This window comes from Micromonospora sp. WMMC250, from assembly GCF_027460215.1.
GTDB classification, from domain to species: Bacteria; Actinomycetota; Actinomycetes; order Mycobacteriales; family Micromonosporaceae; genus Micromonospora; species Micromonospora taraxaci.
The window spans coordinates 3,654,250-3,669,470 of the sequence record NZ_JAPZBJ010000002.1 but is presented as its reverse complement, the minus strand read 5'-3'; the positions used below and the strand labels follow the sequence as shown (position 1 = coordinate 3,669,470).

The window sequence follows — 15,221 nt, the reverse complement described above, 5'->3', positions numbered from 1 at the left end:
CTATCGTCGGCGGACGTGAAGGTATGGATCCCGCACCAGGCCGGCCTGAACCTCATGGGCGAGCTGCCCCCGGACGTGACGGTGGAGGTGTTCGAGCACGCCGACCGGATGCCGTCCGACCCCGCCGACGTCCGCGTCTGGGTGCCACCCTTCCTGGGCGGCTCGGACGGGACGGCGTTGCTGCGGCAGTTGCCCGACGTGGCGGTGGTGCAGCTGCTCTCTGCCGGAGCGGATGCCTGGGCCGGCCGGACGCCGCCGGGTGTCACGCTCTGCGACGCCAGGGGAGTGCACGACCCGTCGACCGCCGAGTGGGTCGTCACGGCGATCCTCGCCCAGTTGCGGGCGTTCCCGGCGTTCGTCCGGGCGCAGGCCGAGCGACGCTGGGCGTACGACGGGAACACCCCCACCGACGAGCTGACCGGCAAGCGGGTGCTCATCGTCGGGGCCGGGTCGATCGGCACCGCGGTGCGGGACCGGCTCGCCCCGTTCGAGGTGAGTTTCACGCTCGTCGCGCGGACCGCCCGCCCGGAGCAGGGGGTGTACGGCGTGGAGGAGCTGCCCCGGCTGCTGCCCGACGCCGACGTGGTGGTGGTGATCGTGCCGCTCACCGACCAGACCCGTGGCCTCATCGACAAGGACTTCCTCGCCGCGATGCCGGACGGGGCTCTGCTGGTCAACGCGGCCCGGGGGCCGGTGGCCCACACCGAGGCGCTCGTCGCCGAGCTGGCCACCGGTCGGATCGCCGCCGCGTTGGACGTCACCGACCCGGAGCCGCTACCCGCCGACTCGCCGCTCTGGGCGATGCCCAACGTGTTGCTCACCCCGCACGTGGCCGGGTCGGTGCGAGGTCTGCTGCCGCGCGCCTACCGACTGGTCGGTGACCAGGTGCGTCGTTTCGCCGCCGGGCAGCCGCTGGTCAACACGGTGGTCGACGGTTACTGACCGGGCGTCTCGGCAGTGGTGTGCGGCAGCGCCTGGCCGGTGGGGGACACCAGCCGGGGCAGGTCCACGCCGCGTACCGCCGGCAGGGTGACCTGCTGGCCGTCGTCGAGCCGGGCGACCGCCCGCCCGCGCTCGTCGGTGACCAGCTCGACGACCTGGTCCCAGGCGATCCGGCGCTGCCCGGCCAACGCCCGTACGCGCAGCCCGTCGGCGTCGGCGTCGGTGCCGGCCCGCCAGGCCCAGACCGCGACGGCGAGCGGCAGGAGCAGCACCGGCAGAAGGTAGGACCGGGCGCTCGCCAGCGGCAGTGCGCCGATGAAGGCGATGACCGCGGCGACCAGGATGGCTTGGTTGTGCCGGAAGCGGACCGTGTCGGGCTTACTCACCCTCCGATGATCCCACCCCCGGCCGGTCCGGCTCGCGCCGGGCGGTGCCAGCAGGGTGCGGTACGCCGTACAGTGACACAGGTCATTGTCTCGTCCAGGTGACCGGCACGTAACCGATCTGGCCGCCGATCGTTGCCACTTGTTGAGCAGCGGACCCGCACCGTCCGATGCCCCGCACCGTCGTACCGCCCCCGTGCCCCCTCACGAAGGCGACCGCTGTGCTCCTCGCGTACCCGTTCCGCGTTCTCGTCCCCCGTCGGGCGGCGCCGGAAGCCGCCACGTCCACGGCGGTGACGCTGCTCCTCCTCGTCGGTGCCTTCGGCCTGGTTCCGGGCCCGGTGGTGATCGCGCTGGCCGTCGGTGCCGGCGCCACGGTCGCCGGCGTACGACTCTCCCGGCTGGCCGGCCGGCACTCCGCCGGACCATCGCCGCGTGCGGCGAGCGTGCTGCTCGACGTGGCGGTGGTGACCGCCGGTCTCACCGCCGTCGTGCTGCCCCTGGCCGCCCTCGGGCTGAGCTTCGCCGTGCTGGTCGGGTCGCTGGTCGTGGCGGCCCTCTCGGTGTGCGGTCTCCGTCGCCTGCCCGGCCGGACGTGTCCGTCGCCCGGGGTCCGGCTGCGCCGGCTGGTCGAGTCGGGCGCCCCGGCAGTCGCCCTGGCCCTCACCGGATGGCTGCTGCTGCCGCGCGACGGCCTGTCCGATCCGGCTCGGCTGGTCACCGCGTTGGCGGTCGGCGGGCTGGGCATGGCCGCGCTGGACGCGTTCTCGGGGCCACGGCGACACTCGGGCGCGGCGGTCTGTCGGGGCGGTGTCCTGCTCACCCTGGGCGGGTTGGTGCTGCTGGCCGCGCTGCCGTCCGCGTCGGCGGGCCGGGCGGCCCTGCTGGCCGTACCCCCGTTGGTGTTCGGGATGCTGCTCGTCGCTGTCGGTGCGGAGGTCGCTGTGGACGCCGGTGCGGGGGAGCCGGCGCGGCCAGTCGCCGCGGCCTGGCCGCGGGCGGTCCTCCCGGCGGCGATGCTGCTGCTGGCGGCCGGCCTGCACCTGGCGGCCGGCCGCGCTCTGGACCGGACGAGCGTGGTGCTGGCCCTGGCGGCGGTGCCGCCCCTGATGGTGCGCGAGTTGCTGCGGGCGGGCGAGGCGGCCACCACCGAACGGCGGGCCGCACACCGTCGCCGTGCGGGTCGTGGGGTCCGGCACCGCGCGGAGCAACCGCGCTGGCTGGGCAGGTCGGAGCTGCCAACCGCTCCGCCCGCGCGGGTCGACGACCCGTCCACCGCGAGCGGTGTCGGCGCGGCCTGGCAGCCCGGTGGGCCCTGGTCGACGCTCGATCGGCGGCCCGCCCCGGCCGGAGGCGGTGGTCCGGGTGACCGGGCGGCCCTGCTGGACGCTCTGGCCGCGATCGGCGACGTCCCGGCGCCGAGCGGGGCGCTGCTGCTGGTGGACCTGCACGGCACCGACTCGGTCGGCCCGACGGCCCGGGAGGACGTGCTGGCCGAGGCGGTGCACCGCGCCCGCGCGGTCATCGCCCCGGAGGACCTGGTCACCGGGTGTACGGGCACCGGTTTCGCGGTGGTCACGGCCGCCGGTCCGGTGTTGGCGTACGCGCTGGGCACCCGCCTGCTGAGCGCGCTCAGCCCTCCCTATCCGCTGCCCGCCGGCATGCTGCGCGTGCAGACGAGCATCGGGCTCGCCGAGGTGAGCGGGGCCGGGCCGGCGGACGTGCTCCGTCAGGCCGAGCTGGCCCGCCGCCGGGCGGTGCAGTTGGGCCGGGACCGGGTCGAGTGGTACGACGCGTTCCTGGAGGAGCAGCTGGTCCGCCGGCTCGACCTGGAACGCGAGCTTCCCGGTGCGGTGGCGCGCGGCGAGTTGGACCTCGTCTACCAGCCGGTGCTCGACCTGGCCGACGGGCAGCCGGTGGGGGCGGAGGCTCTGCTGCGGTGGCGGAGCCCGGTGCTCGGCACGGTGCTCCCGGCCGAGCTGCTGCCGGTCGCGGAGGACCTGGACCTGGTCGGCGAGCTGGAATGGTGGGTTCTGGACCGGGCCTGCCGGCAGTTGTCCAACTGGTCGGTGGGCGTCCGGGAGCTGTGGATGGCGGTGAACGTGACGACCCGGGAGCTGACCACCCCCGACTTCGTGCAGCGGGCGGCGGCCGTGCTGGCCGCGTACGGGGTGCCGCCGGAGCGGCTCGTGGTGGAGGTGAGCGAGCCACGGGTCGCCGCCGACCTGTCGACAGTGGTGGCCCGGCTGGCCGGGCTGCGGTCCCTGGGCGTACGCACCGCGTTGGACGACTTCCGGGCCGAACACGCCTCGTTGGCGCAGCTTCGCCGGCTGCCGATCGACCTGTTGAAGGTGGGCCCGGAGTTGGTGGGCGCGCGGTCGGACGGGCAGCCGCCGTTGATCGACGTGGTGGTCAACGTCGGCGAGCGGCTGGGCGTGGAGATCGTCGCGGAGGAGTTGGAGTCGCCGACCCAGGTGGAGGGGGCCCGCCGGGGTGGCTGCCGGTTCGGGCAGGGGTTCGCGCTGGCCCGACCGGCGACGGCCGAGCGGGTCGAGGCGTACTTCGAGGAGTTCCCCTCAGCGTCTCGCTGAACCGGTTCATCTCTCCCGGGGTGGTGCGGTGCTGCCGCGCGGTGTGAGGTGGGGCGTCTCGTCCTCCACCCGGCCGGCCGGCTCTCCGCCGACGACGGCGAGAAGGTGGCGCGCGGCGTGCGCCCCGTACGCGGCGATGTCCCGGCCCAGCGCGGTCAGCGGTGGGTGCACCAGGCGGCACAGCGGCGAGTCGTCCCAGGCCACGATGGACAGATCGGTGGGCACGGTGAGCCCCATCTCCTGGGCCACGGAGAGCCCGGCGACGGCCATCACGTCGTTGTCGTAGATGACCGCCGTCGGCCGCTGGGCGGAGCTGAGCAACCGACGGGTGGCCCGGCCGCCCTCCTCGCCGGTGTAGTCGGACGAGACGGTGACGGCGTCGGCCAGGCCGAGCCGCCGGCAGACCGCCGTGAAGGCCTCGGTGCGGATCTCGGTGTGCCGCAGGTCGGGCAGGCCGCCGACCCGGGCGATCCGCCGGTGTCCGAGCGCGACGAGGTACTCCACCGCCTCGGTCAGCGCGGCGGCGTCGTCGGACCAGATGCTGGCCAGCGCACCCGTGCCGCCGGGCCCGCCGATCACCACCGCCGGCAGTTGCAGGTGCTCCAGCGCGGGGATGCGGCGGTCCTGGCTCCGCAGGTCGCAGACGAGCACCCCGTCCACCCGACGTTCGCCCCACCAGCGTCGGTAGACAGCGATCTCGGCGTCGTGGTCGGTGACCACCTGGAGGGTCAGCGCGTACGAGCGGGCGGAGAGTTCGGCCTCGACACCGCTGATCAGCGCCATGAAGAAGGGCTCGACCCCGAGTGTCCGCGCCGGTCGGCACAGGGCCAGACCGACCGCCCCGGCGGTGGCGGCGGAGAGGGCGCGGGCGGCGCTGCTGGGGCTGAACCCGATCTCCGTGGCGATGGTCAGGATCCGCTGCCGGGTGGCTTCGGAGACGCCGGGCTGGCCGTTGAGCGCGTACGACACTGCCCCCTTGGACACCCCGGCGCGTCGGGCGACGTCGGCGATTGTCGGCCGCTTCACCGGTGTGCTCCTTCGCTTTCCGGCCGTTGACAGCCCCAATTCCGGACCGTACGGTGGCTCAGCTTATCCGGTTCAGTCAACGTCTTTCGATGCAGAAGGTGCGGTGAAGTCGTGAGCCGAGAGGCACTCTACGGCGGTTGGACGCTGCGCGCGGCCCACGGAGCGGAGGTGCCGGCCGAGATCGCCGGACGGGCCGTGCCGGCGACAGTGCCCGGCTGCGTGCACACCGACCTGCTCGACGCCGGGCTGATCCCCGACCCCTACCTCGACGACAACGAGCTGGCGCTGGCCTGGATCGGGCGCACCGACTGGACGTACCAGACGACCTTCCGGCCGCCACCCGGCGACCACGACCGGGTCGACCTGGTCTGCGCCGGCCTGGACACCGTCGCCACCATCACCGTCAACGGGGCCGAGGTGGGCCGCACCGCGAACATGCACCGGGGCTACCGGTTCGACGTACGGTCGCTGCTCCGCGACGGCGACAACGACCTGGTCGTCGCGTTCGACTCCGCGTACCGCTACGCCGAGGCGCAGCAGCAGCGACTCGGCGACCGGCCGAACGCCTACCCCGAACCGTTCCACTTCATCCGCAAGATGGCCTGCAACTTCGGCTGGGACTGGGGCCCGACCCTGGTGACCGCCGGCATCTGGCAGGAGATCGGCCTGCACGCCTGGTCCACCGCCCGGCTGGCCAGTGTCCGCCCACTGGTCACCATGGCCGGTGGCGACGGCCGGGTGGAGGTGCACGTCGCTGTCGAACGGGCCGCGGACGTCCCACTGACCGTCCGGGCCGCCGTCGCCGGCGTCAGCGCCGACGTGGTCGTCCCCGCCGGCCACCACACGGCCGTGCTGACCCTCACCGTCCGCGAACCCGCGCTCTGGTGGCCCCGGGGGTACGGTGACCAGGCGCGCCATCCGATCGATGTGACACTGCACGGGCCGGACGGCGACACGGTGGACAGCTGGTCGCACCGGATCGGGTTCCGTTCGGTGCGGCTGGACACCATGCCCGACGAGCACGGCACCCCGTTCGCCCTGTCGGTCAACGACGTCCCGGTCTTCGTCCGAGGGGTCAACTGGATCCCCGACGACACGTTCCCCAACCGGGTCACCCGCGACCGGTTGGCCGAACGGTTCGACCAGGCGGTCGGGGCCAACGTCAACCTGCTGCGGGTCTGGGGCGGTGGCCGGTACGAGTCGGCGGACTTCTACGACCTCGCCGACGAGCGCGGACTGCTCGTCCAGCAGGACTTCCTCTTCGCCTGCGCCGCGTACCCGGAGGAGGAACCCTTCGGCACCGAGGTCGCCGCCGAAGCAGCCGAGCAGGTGACCCGGCTGACGCCGTACCCGTCGCTGGTGCTCTGGACCGGCAACAACGAGAACATCTGGGGCTGGCACGACTGGGACTGGCAACAGCCCCTCGACGGACGTACCTGGGGGCGCGGCTACTACCTCGACGTGCTTCCCCGGATCGTCGGCGACCTGGACCCGACCCGGCCGTACTGGCCGGGCAGCCCCTGGTCGGGCACCGAGACCATCCATCCCAACGACCCGGCGCACGGCACCACCCACATCTGGGACGTGTGGAACACCGACGACTACACGAAGTACCGGGAGTACGTGCCGCGCTTCGTCGCCGAGTTCGGCTACCAGGCCCCACCGGCGTACGCCACGCTGCGCCGGGCGCTGAGCGACGAACCCCTCGCCCACGACTCGCCGGGCATGGCACACCACCAGAAGGCGGCCGACGGTGACGCCAAGCTCCGACGCGGCCTGGACGCGCACCTGCCCGCCCCGGCGGACTTCGACGACTGGCACTACCTGACGCAGCTCAACCAGGCCCGCGCGATCCAGCTCGGGGTGGAGCACTTCCGCTCCCACCGGGACGTCTGCGCCGGCACCATCGTGTGGCAGCTCAACGACTGCTGGCCGGTGACCTCCTGGTCGGCCGTCGACGGCGACGGCCGACGCAAACCCCTGTGGTACGCGCTGCGTCACGCGTACGCCGACCGGCTGCTCACCGTGCAACCGCGCGACGGTGGTCTCGCCCTGGTGGCGGTCAACGACGGTGGCACGCCCTGGCGGGCGTCGTCGTCGGTGACCCGGGTGACAGTCAGCGGTGAGCCCCGGGCGAAGACCTCGTTCGATCTCGATGTCCCGGCGTACTCCGCAGTGGTGCTGGAGCTGCCGGCGGACCTGGTCCGGCCGGACGACGACCGCCGTGAGTTGCTGGTCGCGGAGGCCGGCGACACTGCCGAACGCGCCCTGTGGTTCTTCGCCGAGGACCGGGACGTGGACTGGCCTGCGGCGACGTGGGACGCGACCGTCGAGCCGGTCGACGGCGGGCAGCGGGTCCGGGTCACGGCCCGCACGGTGCTGCGCGACCTGACCCTCTTCCCGGACCGGCTGGACCCGTCGGCGTCCGTCGACAAAGCCCTGGTCACGCTGCTGCCGGGAGAGTCGGTGCTGTTCGCCGTGCGTGGCAGGGCGTCGCTGGACCCGGCGGCCCTCGTCACCCGCCCGGTACTGCGCTGCGTCAACGACATCCGTAACGGCTGAGCCGTCCGCGCGGCACGGCGACCGCGCTGGCAGTCTTGATCATCACCATTGCGCCGAAGTCGCGGTATCCACGCGTGCGGGATACCGCGACATCGGCGACCTCGTGTTGATCTAGCGGGCGGGCGTTAGGGCTGATCGAGCGGCGGGCGCGACGGAGGACGAGGACCTCCGGCACGCCCACCGCTCGGCGACGCTCAGGGCGGGATCAGGCGCGGGCGGCGGCGAGAACCTGGCCGACCAGGGCACCGGACGTGCCAGAGCGCTCGTACTCGGGTCGGTTGAGGCTGCCGCCCATCAGCGGCGCCGGGTTGCGGTGCACGGCCGGGCTGTCCGAGCTGACCAGGGCCGCGAAGTGGTACTCGTCGGCGCCCGTCGCCTCGACGATCCGGGTGATGTTGCGCGGGGTGATGCCACCACCGGGCATGACGATGATCCGTCCGGCGGCACGGCGTACCAGCTCGGCGATGAGTGGGGCACCTTCCAGCACGCTGACTTCCTGGCCCGAGGTGAGCACCCGGTGCACGCCCAGCTCGATCAGCTGCTCCAGCGCCGCGTGCGGGTCGCGGGTCATGTCGAACGCGCGGTGGAAGGTGATGCTGGCGTCGCCGGCGGCGGCAATCAACCGGCGGGTGGTCGGCACGTCGACGTCGCCCTCGGCGGTCAGCGCGCCGATCACGATGCCATGCGCACCGGCTGCGACAGCCGCCCGTACGTCCCGCTCCATGGCCTCGATCTCGAACGGCGAGTAGATGAAGTCACCGGCGCGGGGCCGGACGATCACGTGCACCCGGATCCGGGTGACGGCGCGCAGTGTCGTCTCGATGGTGCCCAGGCTGGGGGTCAGTCCACCGTCGAAGAGCGCGGAGCACAGCTCCACCCGGTCGGCGCCGGCCTCCTCGGCGGCGACCGCCCCCTCGACGCTGTCGATGCAGATCTCGAATGTGCTCATGACTCTTCCTTTTCGGTGCGAGACGACGCCGCTTGAGTGCGAGACGACGCCGCTTCGGTGCGAGACGATGCCGCAGTCCAATCGATGACGGCCGTGACGGCGCCGACCGGTTCGCCGCCGCCGAGCACCGGCACCTGGCGCAGCGCGTCGGCTCCGCCCACCGGTACGCCGACGGCGTCGAGGGCGGCGAGCGCGATGGCGGTGGTGGCTCGGGGTGAACCGTCGACCACCTTCACCGCGACGGCGTGACCGTCCGGGGCGGCCACCCCGAGCACGCCCTCGGCCCCACCCTTGGCCAGGACGCCGGGCAGCGCCCGCATCAGGTCGGTGTTGGGGTGCCCGTGCCAGCCGCCCACGTACTCCGGGTACTGGCGCATGGCCTGCGCAACCAGCGCCTCGTCGCTGCCGTCGGTTGCGGTGACCAACGCCTGGAACGTGCGGGCCAGGCCGGTCAGCGGCAGGCCGAACAGGGGTGCGCCGCAACCGTCGACGGCGTGGTGCGCGATCGGCGTTCCGGCCAACCGGGCGACGGCGGCGGCGGTCTCCCGCTGCACCGGGTGCTCCGGGTCGAGGTAGTCGTGCGTGCTCCAAGACCGGGCGACGCTGGCGACGAGCATCGCCGCGTGCTTGCCGGAGCAGTTCATCCGGATCCGGTCGCGCTGCCCGCCGGCGCGGATCAGCCGCTCCCGGGTCGGCTCGTCCTCCGGCCAGTCCACCGGGCAGCCGAGGGCGTCCTCGGTCAGCCCTGCGCCGGCCAGCATCGCCCGGACCACCTCGACGTGCCGGTCGTCGCCGGTGTGGCTGCCGGCCGCGAGCGCCAGTGCCCTGCCGGTCAGCTCGTCACCCGCCGCGACCCGGCAGGCCAGGGCCTGCACCGGCTTCAGTGTGGACCGGGGGAGCACCGGCTCGTCGGGTACGCCGGCGGCGAGGACGACCTCGCCGTCCGGTGCGAGCACCACGACGCTGCCGTAGTGCCGGCTCTCGACGAAGCCGTTGCGGACGACCCGAGCCAGTTCGGCGTAACGGAAGATGGTCACCGGGGGGTGGTCCCTTCGATGAGCGGCGGGGGCAGGTCGGCGTTGCGTCCTCCACGTCGGCCGCCGAAGCGGCCGTTGCGCGCCTGGAGTACGCGGGCGAACTTCGACAGCGAGGCGTTGACCACGAGGTAGATCAGCGCCACCACCAGGAACGTCTGGATCAGCAGATGGGTGTACGACGAGAGCACCTGCCCGCTGTAGAGCAGCTCGGTGTAGCTGACCACGAAACCGAGCGAGGTGTCCTTGAGCAGCCCGACCAGTTGGCTGACCAGGGACGGGGTGAGTTGGAGCAGCGCCTGGGGCAGGACCACCAGCGCCATCACCTGTCCGCGACGCAGCCCGACGGCCAGGCCGGCCTCGGTCTGCCCCCGGTCCAGGGCCAGGATGCCGGACCGGAAGATCTCCGCGAACGCCGCCGAGTTGGACACCACCAGCGGCACCACGAGTTTCCAGAAGAGCGGGAAGTTCATCCCGTACTGCGGCAGGGCGAACAGCGTCACGTAGATGAGCAGGAGGGTGGGAACGGTCCGGAAGATCTCCACGTACGCGCCGGCCAGCCAGCGCAGCGGTCGGTGTACGGAGAGGCGTCCGAGCGCCAGCAGCAGTCCGAGTACGGCGCTGAGCACGGCGGTAGCGGCGGCGGCCCGGACGGTGGCCCAGAGGCCGTTGAGCAGGTACCGCCAGATCGGCCAGGTGGTGAAGGGTTCCCACCGGGCGGCGGCCAACTCGCCGTGGCTGGCGAACTGGTGGACCGCTGCCACGGCGGCGCCGACCAGCAGGACAGCGCCCACCACCGTGGCGATCCGGATCCGCCGCTGGGCGCGCGGCCCGGGTTCGTCGAAGAGGATCTGTTGCGTCTTGTTCATCGGACGATCGCCAGCCTTCTTTCGAGCAGGCCGGTGACCTGACCGATGATCAGCGCAAGCAGCATGTACGCGAGGCCCGCGCCGGTGAAGACGGCGATCGGTTGGGCCTCGACCAGGTTCACGTTGTTGGCGGCCTGGGTCAGCTCGACCACGCCGACGGCGGCGGCCAGCGAGGTGTTCATCAGCAGCGCGATACAGATGTTGCCGATCGGCTGGATGACCGCCCGCAGTCCCTGCGGCAGGATCACGTGCCGCAGGGACTGCCCGAAGGTCAACCCGATGGCGCGGGCCGCCTCGGCCTGGCCGACGCCGACAGTGTTGATCCCGGCGCGGATCGCCTCGGCCAGGTACGCCCCCTCGTACACGGCGATGACGATCGCGGCGGACGTGAACAGTGGGAACGTGATGCCGATGGTCGGCAGGGCGAAGACGAAGAGCACCAGCAGGGCCAGCAGCGGCAGGTTCTGGAACACCTCGACGTACGCCGTGCCGATGGCGCGCAACAGCGGGACGGGTGCGATCCGCAGGGTGGCGACGACGATGCCCAGCAGCATCGCGCCGACGGTGGTCACGACTGTCAGCTCGACAGTCGTGACCAGGCCGTGGCCGAACTCGCTCAGGTGGGCGGTGAGGGCGTCCATCGGTACGGGAGGATTCTCAGGATCCGTCGGCGGAGCCGAGGGCGGGCGGGGTGGGCGCGCCGCCCTCCACCACCGAGCCGAGGGTGCCTTCCCAGACCTTCGCCCAGGTGCCGTCGGCCTGGATCTTCTTCAGCCAGTTGTTGACGAACTCCTTGAACTGCGCGTCCTCCCGGTTGAGGCCGATGCCGTACGCCTCGGTGGTGAACGGCTCGCCGACCACCTTCATCCCCGGGTTGGCCTTGGCCCCCGAGGCGAGCAGCGTGAAGTCCTGCACGTACGCGTCGCCGCGCTTCTGCAGCAGCGCCTGCAACGCCTGCGGGTCGGTGCCGAAGGCGATCTGCTTCGAGCCGGGAGCGGCCGACGGCAGCGCGGTGACCGCGGGGGTGTTCGCCCCGACGATGACGGTCTTGCCGGCGAGGTCCTTGACGCTCTTGATCGAGGTGTCGTCCTTGCGGACCCCGACGGCGAGGCCGGAGGTGAGGTACGGCCCGGCGAACGCGACCTGGGTGGCCCGCTGCGGGGTGATCGTGTAGGTCTGGAAGACCGCGTCGACCGACTTGGCCTGGAGCATGGCCTCCCGGGTCTGGGTGCCGATGGTCGTGGTCTTCACCTCGGGCTTGCCGATGATGTACTTCGCCAGCAGCTTCGCCATGTCGGCGTCGAAGCCCTCGATGGTGCCGCTGACCGGGTTCTGCTGGGCGAGCAGCGGCGCGTCCAGAGATCCGCCGATGTTCAGGTAGCCGCGCTTGCGGATCGCGTCCATGGTCGAGCCGGCCGGGATGTCCGCGTCGGTGGCGACCGGTGCGGCGTCGTAGACCGACTGGGCGACCACGCCGTCGCCACCGACGCCGGGGTTGCCCGGCAGCTTCGGGGCGCTGCTGTCGCCGTCACCGCCGCAGCCGGTGGCGGCCAGGGCCACGGCCACGGCGGTGGCGGTGAGGGCGAGCGATCGCCGCCCGATGAAGCTCTTCTTGAGGATTGACATGACACCCTCCCGTTGGGGGCTAGTGCTGGAGGATCTTGGATAGGAAGTCGCGGGCCCGCTCGGTGCGCGGGGCTGCGAAGAATTCGTCGGGGGCGCCGGATTCGACGATGCGGCCGTCGTCCATGAAGACGACCCGGTCGGCGGCGCGGCGGGCGAAGCCCATCTCGTGGGTGACCACGATCATGGTCATCCCCTCGCTGGCGAGGGAGACCATCACGTCGAGCACCTCTTTGACCATCTCCGGGTCGAGTGCCGAGGTCGGCTCGTCGAAGAGCAGCACCTTCGGTTGCATGGCCAGTGCCCGGGCGATTGCCGCCCGTTGCTGCTGCCCACCGGAGAGTTGGGCCGGGTGGTGGTTCGCCTTGTCGGCGATTCCGACGCGTTCCAGCAGGGCCATCGCCTGCTGACGCGCCTCGGGTCGGGCGATCCTGCGGACCCGGGTGGGGCCGAGGGTGACGTTGTCCAGCACTGTCTTGTGCCCGAAGAGGTTGAAGGACTGGAAGACCATGCCGACGTCGGCGCGTAGCCGGGCCAGCGCCCGCCCTTCGGCCGGCAGCGGCTCACCGTCGATCTCGATGCTGCCCTGCCCGGCCGTCTCCAACCGGTTGAGGCAGCGGCACAGTGTCGACTTGCCGGAGCCGGACGGCCCCACCACGACGACCACCTCGCCGGCGGCCACCGTGAGGTCGATGTCCTTGAGCACGTGCAGCGGGCCGAACCATTTGTTGAGGCCGCGTACCGACACCATGGGTCGGTCCGCGCCCGTCGTCTCCGCTGCCACCAGACCGCCCTACTTTCTTCGACATTCGAACTAAGTAAGCTTCATATCGAACCAACAGCGCCATCTAAAGGTAGCCAACAAACTAAGTCAACCGGTTGCTTGAACAAACTGCGGATGCTAAGAACCTGACGTGACGATTGACGACGCGCCGCGCGAAGCCCTCCGGGGTGGTCCTCGGGAGCTGCTGCGGTGGGTGGCCACCGGAGCCGCCGTCAGTCGCGCCGACCTGTCCCGGCTCTCCGGGCTCTCGCCCTCGACGGTCTCCCAGCGGGTCGAGGCGTTGATCAACCAGGGGTTGTTGGAGGAGACCGGCGCCGGGCAGTCCCGGGGCGGACGGCGACCGCGCCAACTCGCCGTACCCACCGGTGGTGCCGTGGTCGGTGCCATCGACCTCGGCGCCCACCACGCGCGCATCGGCACACTGGACCTGTCCGGGCGGGTGGTTCAGGGCCGCACCCTGCCGGTCCGCATCGAGGACGGTCCGGAAACCGTGCTCGGCACGCTGCTGGCCGAGGTCACCGCGCTGGCCGGCGGGGCCGCACCGGTGGCCTCCGGCGGCCAGGCGCCCTCCGGCGGCGGAGCGGCGGCGTCCGGCGGGTCACTGGTCTCTGACGGCGGAACGACGGCGACCGGTGGCGGATCGGCGGCCTCCGGCGGCGCGGCGGCGGGCGCGCTGCGGGGCATCGGCATCGGCATACCCGGCCCAGTGCAGCATTCCACCGGACGGATCGTCAGCCCGTCGCGGATGCCCGGCTGGAACGGCTTCGACGTCGCGGCCTTCTGCGCCGAGCGCGTCGACGTGCCGGTCATCGTGGACAACGACGCCAACCTGATGGCGCTCGGCGCGCACCGCACGGCACACGCCGAGATGGACCACGCCGTTTACATCAAGGCCGGCACCGGAATCGGCTCCGGGGTGATCTCCAGTGGACAGTTGCACCGGGGCGCCCAGGGATCCGCCGGGGACATCAGCCACTGCCGGGTGGTGGCTGATCCCGCGCCGCTGTGCAGCTGCGGCAACGCCGGCTGCCTGGAGGCGGTGGCCAGTGGCGCGGCCCTGGTCACCGCGCTACGCGAGCAGGGCGTACCGGTCGACGACCTGACCGGCGTGCTCCGCCTGATCGACGACGGCGACCGGCACGCCACGGCGCTCGCCCGGCAGGCCGGACGGGCCATCGGCGAGATCCTGGCCGTCGTGGTCAACTTCTTCAACCCGCAGGTGGTCGCCATCGGCGGTCGACTCGCCGACTGCGAACCACTGCTGGCCAGCATGCGGGCCACCCTCTACGAGCGGTGCCTACCGCTGGCCACGCAGACCCTGCTCATCGAGCGCGTCGCCACCAGTCAGGACATCGGCATCACGGGCGCCGCCCACCTGGTCATCGACCACGTCGTAGCGGCGCAGCCATGATCGACACCATTCCGGCGACGTGGCGGTATGCGCACCGCCCGGACACCGCCACATCGGCGAACCCGTGTCGATCTGAACGAGTGGGTCCTGAGTGGGGAGCGTGGCGCGACGAGGGTCCGGAAACGGCACTGCCCGGCCGGGCGCGTCTCCGCGCCGGCCGGGCAGCAATCCGGTCCTGATCAGTTGCTGGCGGTCAGGCCCTTCAGACTCTTGAGCATCTCGGCGAAGTCGAGGGTCTCCGCCGTCGGCGGCGTCTCAACCGTCACCGCCTTGCCGTAGTCGGTGTAGTCCATCAGCAGATCGCCCAGCGGGCCCATCTTCATGGCCGCCCGGCGGGGCCGGTACTGCTCGTCGACCCACAGGTCGGTGGTGATCTCCTTGACGCCCATCTTGGTCATCTGCTGCTCGACGCCCGCCCGCAGCTTCGCGTCCATCTGCTGGAGGTGGGTCGCCACCGGGACGGTGACGGTGTAGTGGACGGTGGCCGCCCCGTTCACCGTCTCCTGCCCGACCACCTTGGTGCCCTCGGTGGCGAGCAGCGTCTTGACCTGCTTGGTCGGGTCGATGTCCTCGAACTGCTTGCCGAAGTTCATCCCGGCCTGCTCGCCGGCGGCGCTCAGGTCCATCTTCATCCAGCGCTTGCCGTCCATCTCCGCGCGGTCCGCCGCGGGGATCTCGACGTAGACGACCCCACCGACCATCCGGACGATGGTCGGGTCGCCCTTCGGGTCCTGCACCGTCATCTCGGCCTTGACCGGGTCGCCGAGGTCGATGACGCCGCGCATCTCGACCTTCTCGCCGCCCGCCGTGCCCGTCATGCTCACGGTCACCGAGTCGCTCTTGGTGGTGGCCTCGGCGGTCTTCTGCAGCGACCCCTTCAGGTCGCTGGCCATCAGCTCCAGAACGCTGGGCTGCTTGGCGGCGTCGGACCCGTCGGACTTGCCGGACGTCGTGCCGCACGCGGAGACAGCGAGCGCGGTGAGCGCCGAGACCGCCACCGCCACGGACTTCTTGCCAAATGCCACGTACACGCCTCTTCCCCGCAGG

13 protein-coding genes are annotated in these 15,221 nt (G+C 72.0%); 4 read left to right on the top strand and 9 right to left on the bottom strand.

Features of this window, described 5'->3' with window-relative positions; translation table 11 throughout:
• Positions 1–15 precede the first annotated feature (15 nt).
• Positions 16–942 (top strand): 2-hydroxyacid dehydrogenase, encoded by a 927-nt coding sequence (locus O3438_RS16100; protein ID WP_269680722.1) that lies wholly within the window; start codon positions 16–18, stop codon positions 940–942.
• On the opposite strand, the gene O3438_RS16095 is transcribed toward O3438_RS16100, so the two are convergent.
• On the bottom strand, positions 936–1,328 hold the full coding sequence (locus tag O3438_RS16095; protein WP_269680721.1) for a PH domain-containing protein: 393 nt from the start codon (positions 1,326–1,328) through the stop codon (positions 936–938). The two genes, O3438_RS16100 and O3438_RS16095, sit on opposite strands and share 7 nt — an antisense overlap.
• Before the next feature lie 218 nt (positions 1,329–1,546).
• Between O3438_RS16095 and O3438_RS16090 the strand changes: the two genes are divergently transcribed.
• On the top strand, positions 1,547–3,916 hold the full coding sequence (locus tag O3438_RS16090; RefSeq protein ID WP_269680720.1) for a GGDEF domain-containing phosphodiesterase: 2,370 nt from the start codon (positions 1,547–1,549) through the stop codon (positions 3,914–3,916).
• Between the two features lie 6 nt (positions 3,917–3,922).
• On the opposite strand, the gene O3438_RS16085 is transcribed toward O3438_RS16090, so the two are convergent.
• Positions 3,923–4,942 carry a LacI family DNA-binding transcriptional regulator gene (locus O3438_RS16085; RefSeq protein ID WP_269680719.1) on the bottom strand — a complete coding sequence of 340 codons (1,020 nt, stop codon included), beginning with the start codon at positions 4,940–4,942 and terminating at the stop codon, positions 3,923–3,925.
• Between the two features lie 111 nt (positions 4,943–5,053).
• Between O3438_RS16085 and O3438_RS16080 the strand changes: the two genes are divergently transcribed.
• Positions 5,054–7,504, top strand: coding sequence for a glycoside hydrolase family 2 protein (locus O3438_RS16080; RefSeq protein ID WP_269680718.1), 2,451 nt, complete (start codon positions 5,054–5,056; stop codon positions 7,502–7,504).
• 205 nt (positions 7,505–7,709) lie between these two features.
• Here O3438_RS16080 and O3438_RS16075 read toward each other — a convergent pair whose 3' ends face one another.
• From O3438_RS16075 to O3438_RS16050, 6 genes are read right to left on the bottom strand one after another with little or no spacing between them, the layout of a single operon-like run.
• The gene (locus O3438_RS16075; protein ID WP_145785155.1) at positions 7,710–8,453 is read right to left on the bottom strand and encodes a copper homeostasis protein CutC; all 744 of its coding nucleotides are present in this window, start codon (positions 8,451–8,453) and stop codon (positions 7,710–7,712) included.
• Positions 8,450–9,490, bottom strand: a complete 1,041-nt coding sequence (locus O3438_RS16070) for an asparaginase (protein WP_269680717.1) — start codon at positions 9,488–9,490, stop codon at positions 8,450–8,452. The genes O3438_RS16075 and O3438_RS16070 overlap by 4 nt, the downstream gene beginning before the upstream one ends.
• Positions 9,487–10,356, bottom strand: a complete 870-nt coding sequence (locus tag O3438_RS16065) for an amino acid ABC transporter permease (protein WP_269680716.1) — start codon at positions 10,354–10,356, stop codon at positions 9,487–9,489. Before O3438_RS16065 ends, O3438_RS16070 begins: the two co-directional genes overlap by 4 nt.
• Positions 10,353–10,997, bottom strand: coding sequence for an amino acid ABC transporter permease (locus tag O3438_RS16060; protein ID WP_110565377.1), 645 nt, complete (start codon positions 10,995–10,997; stop codon positions 10,353–10,355). The genes O3438_RS16065 and O3438_RS16060 overlap by 4 nt, the downstream gene beginning before the upstream one ends.
• Before the next feature lie 16 nt (positions 10,998–11,013).
• The gene (locus tag O3438_RS16055) at positions 11,014–11,982 is read right to left on the bottom strand and encodes a glutamate ABC transporter substrate-binding protein (protein WP_269680715.1); all 969 of its coding nucleotides are present in this window, start codon (positions 11,980–11,982) and stop codon (positions 11,014–11,016) included.
• A gap of 19 nt (positions 11,983–12,001) precedes the next feature.
• Positions 12,002–12,730 (bottom strand): amino acid ABC transporter ATP-binding protein, encoded by a 729-nt coding sequence (locus O3438_RS16050; RefSeq protein ID WP_269683660.1) that lies wholly within the window; start codon positions 12,728–12,730, stop codon positions 12,002–12,004.
• A gap of 163 nt (positions 12,731–12,893) precedes the next feature.
• Here O3438_RS16050 and O3438_RS16045 point away from each other — a divergent pair, with 163 nt between their 5' ends.
• The gene (locus O3438_RS16045) at positions 12,894–14,174 is read left to right on the top strand and encodes an ROK family transcriptional regulator (RefSeq protein ID WP_269680714.1); all 1,281 of its coding nucleotides are present in this window, start codon (positions 12,894–12,896) and stop codon (positions 14,172–14,174) included.
• Between the two features lie 179 nt (positions 14,175–14,353).
• Here O3438_RS16045 and O3438_RS16040 read toward each other — a convergent pair whose 3' ends face one another.
• The gene (locus O3438_RS16040) at positions 14,354–15,205 is read right to left on the bottom strand and encodes a hypothetical protein (protein WP_269680713.1); all 852 of its coding nucleotides are present in this window, start codon (positions 15,203–15,205) and stop codon (positions 14,354–14,356) included.
• Positions 15,206–15,221: the final 16 nt, after the last annotated feature.